Source organism: Treponema vincentii F0403 (assembly GCF_000412995.1).
In the GTDB taxonomy this organism is placed as follows: Bacteria; Spirochaetota; Spirochaetia; order Treponematales; family Treponemataceae; genus Treponema; species Treponema vincentii.
This window is the reverse complement of record NZ_KE332512.1, coordinates 930,333-936,136: the sequence shown is the minus strand read 5'-3', so window position 1 is coordinate 936,136 and position 5,804 is coordinate 930,333. Positions and strand designations below refer to the sequence as shown.

At 44.3% G+C, this 5,804-nt stretch carries 2 protein-coding genes; both read left to right on the top strand.

The features are described 5' to 3' along the window. Positions 1–4,917, top strand: a 4,917-nt coding sequence (locus HMPREF1222_RS04130) for a hypothetical protein (protein ID WP_016518341.1), incomplete at its 5' end; no start/stop codon positions are given. 669 nt (positions 4,918–5,586) lie between these two features. Continuing rightward, on the top strand, positions 5,587–5,804 hold a 218-nt coding region (locus HMPREF1222_RS12920), incomplete at its 3' end, for an Ig-like domain-containing protein (protein WP_016518340.1).

Genomic DNA, 5,804 nt, shown 5'->3' with positions numbered 1-5,804 from the left:
AATGCAAACTTTGAAATATTTGCCGATGTTACCGGCATAGATTCAACGGGGGAAGTGTATTACAATATAGATGCGGAAGTGAATGCCGCAAGTCCTGATGCTACAAAGGCACTTACAAAAGCCGATTCTTCTAATCCGAGCGATCCTAAATATAAGACAACAATCGATATAAGCGGTCTTGCCGATGGCGACCATGAAATTCACTTTTTTGTTAAAAACGGATCAGGTTCGAGCGACACGGATAAAACCGCTTTTGCAATCGATACAAAAGCTCCGTCCGCCGATATAGGCTTTCCGCTTCCTACCGACCCTCAAGCCGGAAAAATCACCATTTCGGGCACTATTAATGATGGATCAGGCTCAGGGGTTAAAGAAGTAGGGACAAAATATATACTGGGTAAAAAGCCTTCTACACCGTCGCTCACCGATTCAGGTTGGCTGAATATGACCACTTCTACAAAGGGGTCGTGGAACGTGGATGTCGATTTGGACACGATGAGTGCTCATCCTGCAACTTACGGAACCCAAGTCGGCACGAGTTCTTACTATAAAGTACCGCTGTATATCCGCACTGAAGATATGCTTGGTAATGCAACTGTTCATACAAAAGAAATTCTTTTTAATTCTGACGGAACGAAGCCGGTAGTAAGAGTTCTTTCTCCGCAAGCAGATGCTGTTGTCGGCGGTACTATACAAATTTTCGGTACGGCAAGTGCTGTTACCGGCGGACCAAGCGCTGTCGGTGAGGTATATGTACAGTTTTCACATGACGGCAGTTTCGCAAATACCTCAGACGGTACATTCGGTACTACTGTTACTACACCACCGAATCAATATGATGCGGATTGGTATCAAGGCGGAGACGGGCAGCGTGTCCCGGGAACAGGTTCCGGGCCCGGCGAAAAAGGGTCTGACTGGCGGCTTGAAATAAACGGAAACGGCGCGTTTAACGGAGCATCGCAGCGCCAAGATGTGTATTTTAGATTCCGTGCAAAAAATAAGAACAACAATCGGTTGGGCGAGTGGACAACGCCGATAAAAATAATTGTCGATAAAGACGCACCTGTAATTACCGACGTAAAAATTGATAATGCATCCGGAGCTTCTTCACCACAAAATTACGAAACGAATATGTGGATTGGAAGCGGTAAAAAGCTTACGGCAAAATTGACCGATCCGTCCGGAATAAAAGAGGTTAAAATTACCTCAAGCAAAATGAGCGGCGGTATATCGTATACGCAAGTTACGGCGCCCGCAGGGTGGCTTACCCCTTATACTGCAAGCGGTGTTTCGGGCTATACGTTAAGCATACCGCTTGATATAAGCGGTATGTCGGGTAATGATTTTTCAATTAAGGTTGAAATTACAGAAAATACAACTACCGGTCTAAAATCTGATAGTACGTTTACCTTCCGGTTTGATACGATTGCCCCGACAGGTTTCTTCGGCTCGGGCTTATATATCAACAGCGGGTACTTCGGCGATTCTTCGGTTACAAATGCTGCGCTTGCCGACAAATTACGGGACTTGGGGGCAAACACATCTTCGGGTGCGGGGTGCAAAATATTAGCCGACAATACCGAACTGACGGTAACAAGCGTATCGGGAAGTACGGTGAGTTTTACTCCTTCGACAACAGCTAAAGAATACAACTATATCCTCTATAAACCGGAAGTATTGATACACAACGACGGAACCAGTCCGTGGATCGTAAAAGGTGTTGCAAACGACGACGGTTCCGGTGTTGCAAAAGTTGAGGCATGGGTTAAAGTGGATAGTACGGAAACAGCCCACACGATTATAACCGAAACCGATAATACAAATAAAATAACGCGGCAGCTTGGTGGGCAAGTTACGTGGAAAGGACAGATAAATCTCAGTTCGCTTAAAGACGGAAAGGGAACACTGCATTGCAAGATAACCGACAAGAGCGGCAATGAATATACCGCTCCTGCTGTCGATGTGCGGGTAAAAAACAAGCCGATAAAGGTTTCTAAAATTACGCTCGCTACCAAGATAGGGGGAAGTGATGCCGAGTTCGCAAATGATAATGTGAACAAAGCCCTCAAGAATATAGGCGTAGATGCTAATCTCGACTTTACCGCGAATTATACCAGCAGTGCGTTCGCCTTTAAAGATAAAGATAATTCCAAAATAAAAGTGAATTTTACCGGCGGAGAAGGACAGGTAAAATATAATTTGGAATACAACGGTAGTGTTTTGTCCGGGCACAATATGCAAAATATCAGCAACGACAGCGTCATAACGTTGAGCGAAGCCAATTTGAATACGATTGATAATACTACAGGCGAAACAACCAAAGAATTGGTTTTGGAACTGTGGGATAGTGCACACGACTGTACACCGGCCGGTGCTGCCCCGCTTGAAAAGAGTTCTTTTGCTCAAATTAAAATCAATACGCTCTTTGATGCGCTTGACACTAAGCCGCCGACGGTGGTCATTCTTCCGTTCCACTGGAACGGCGAAGGTGATAACTCACTGTATCAAAACAACCGTGCTAACGGACATGTGGAAATTGCAAAGATTGACAGCTTAGGCAACGATTACTCTTCCGTTTCGGGTAAAGTTACCCTACGCGGCTTTGCCTATGACAATGTTCAGCTCAAGACACTTACGGCAACACTTCCTAACGCTTCAAACATAACCGTTACGAACACCAATAATACATGGTCTATAGGCGAAGATACTTCAAAGAATATCAAGTTTAAAGTTGAAGAGTCTAAATACGACTATCTCGGCTACTATGTAAAATGGAAGCTGGAATGGGACAGTGAAAAAACGTCTGTAGGTCTTGGAAAGACAATCAGTGTTTCGGCTCATGACGGAACCAATTCTTCAGGAACCTCGGCTGCCGATCCGTCTTCCTCATCTTCTTCTCTAACCCGCGACACTAATGATACGGCGGAACATGCGGATTTTGCCGGTGCAAAGCCCGGTCAGTTTATTCTCTTTACCAAGGGTGAAGCACAGCACTTAACCCGCGTAAAATCAGTTACCGGTAATAAGATTGAGCTTATAAATGCGGTAGATACCGGTTTTGTGACTGCTACGCTGTATAAAGATACAACAAATAATCCTTCGATAAGTGTTAACGTGGTGCCGTATATTACGAGTGTCAGCAGAAACAGTACGTACAATACAAACAGAGCGCGAAGCGGTGCCATACCCTTACTCCGCGGGGAAGCAGGCAACACGCTTACAGGCTTTAACTTGGACGGAAGCACCCCCTCTTTAAAGATTACCGCAAATAAAGACGGAAGCGGTTCTTTTCCAGTTGAAATGGAGAGTCTGACATTAAGTAGTGATAAGAAGAGTTTTACCTTTAAAGTGCCGGATACGGCAAGAGACGGGTATCTGCATCTTGTAGTAAACGGTGTTGCTGCGGTGAATAATACAAATGCGTATACCGAAAGTAATATGGAAAAATCCGATACATACGGAACCGCGAAACATTCCGACGATAGATTTGTGCATATTTGGCGTGTAAATGCACAGGATACGTTTAAAGGCAGTAAAAATGCCATCTACCCTGCAATGACTAAAGATAGTAACGGTAAGCTGTATGCTTCGTTCAGTAATTATTCAAAATCGGATGTGTATTATTCAGATGCATTTACGGGAAATGATGCTGTGATAGCAGCAGGGGGCGGTACAAAACAGGTGCTTCACGTATACGATCCGCCGGAAGAAACCGATATAACCGTTACCGGAAGCGATCCAAATCCTGAAGTAAATGTACTCTATGCTGCAAATTATCATAACGGAAGTGCTAGAGATTGGGGCAATGGTACAAGTATAACCAACACAGACGGAACAAAGAAAAACTACCCATGGAATGATACAGACTCCGGGAATGCGGGCGGTATATACCTCTATGATAAAGATGCACCCAAGATATATCGTGATTATAAGGGATATCGGTTTGAGCTGTTTACCTACGATAATGAATTGCAGCAGTTTAAAAATATACGGGTCGTACGTTCCGGCGATAACATCTACGTTGTCTATTATGACAGATTAACCGCAGCTGCAAAATTCGCCTGGGTAGATGACAGTAAAAAACCGGATACAAGAGACCATGCACTCCCATGGTGCGTTATAGACGGCAATACCGACGTAACAGATAGAGAGTGTAAAGTACCGGATGCTCCAGATACGGCTCCGAATGATCAAAAGACATTTACATTTGTAAGTCCTGACGATTCAACTTACAAGACTCCGTATATACTTAACATCTTTGAAGACGGACTTTCCGTTTCAAATGCGGTGTGGGAATCCATCGCCGTTACGGTAACTAAGGACGGATATCCTGTTGTAGTGTACATGGATGCTGCTACAGGAAGCTTGCGCCTTGCAAGAAGTACGTCAAAACAGCCTAGTTCACCCAATCATTGGAAGATACAAAGCGTTCTCGCTTCTTCGGACAAGAATGGTAAGAATGCAAGCGACTACATCAATGCATGTATCGGCAGTGATGGGGTGCTGCATATCGCGTTCCAAAACACAAGGGGGCAACTTGTGTACGTAAAATCCACGAATACGTCTGATACCGGTTCAACAAAGTATGCGTTTGGTGCTTCCGAAATACTGGATGATTCCGGTATGTCTATAGATATGGCTATGGACGGTGTAACTCCCTATATTACGTATATGGCCCGTCCCAACTCGTACGATGCTATCCGCATTGCCTATAAAACATCTATGGACTTTAATAATACGGGAACGAATGTGGAAGGTTGGGAAACAATGACCGCTCCTCTTAACGAGCGCGCTACAAACAGCCGTATTTGCATTGAAACACAGGCAAAGCATTACAATGCTACGGGTACGATGCCTGTTGCGGTAGGGTTTAAAACCAATTCGGATTACCGCGCTGCTTTCTATGTAGGAAAGTAATTGCTTTTGTAAAGTAAAATCAACATACCCCGACGCTCGCGTTCGTCAAAACTATACATCCGTGTATAGTTTTGACTGCAATGGTGTGGCTCTGTCACACCATCGCTACTGCGTGGAACCACCGCCGTTAAAAAGTTTGTTTTTTTAACGGCGGTGCCTTTTTTGTACTATCTTTTTTGGCGGTACTGTTCTTTTATCCATAAAAATATCCCAAAAAAATTGTCGGCTATTTTGTTCCGGCGCAAATTTTGTTTCTGAGGGATACAGATTCCATTGTTGTACATTGAGAAGCCGAATCAACCATATCTGCTGCAAATGCCCGCTTGACAAAGCGGAGTATTATCGGTATACATCAGGTGATATTTAGTAATCTATGCGGTATTGCGCCGTCCTCTAAAAGTCATCTATAAGCGTAATTGTAAAACGTAATCGTACAAAAAGTTTATCAACTAGCAACATTAAAGTTTTGCGCTATTGCTGCCGATACGGGAAGCGGGATAACAGAAAGTTATGCCGATCATGCCATTACTGATTTGACGGGAACGCACGACGGTAAAAAACACTGTTGTGGCATAGATGCGTCGCCGCAGGAGCAATATAGAAATGCGTTTTTAACAGCACGTCTGTGTATTAAAAACGCTTGCTACATGGAGTGGAGAAAAAAGGCTTATGAAAAAGATGAAACGTGCAGTATCTTTTGTACTGATTGTATTAGCGGCTATTACAGGCTTTACCTGTAGGCCGAATATCGGTTTAGGCGGCCAAATAGATATTGTCCCGCCGGAAGGGGAAATTACGTACCCTGATGCGGGGGAGACGCCGATACGCGGTTCCTTTGTGTTAAAGGGGACGGCAAGCGATGACGACGGCATCGAATCAATCACCGT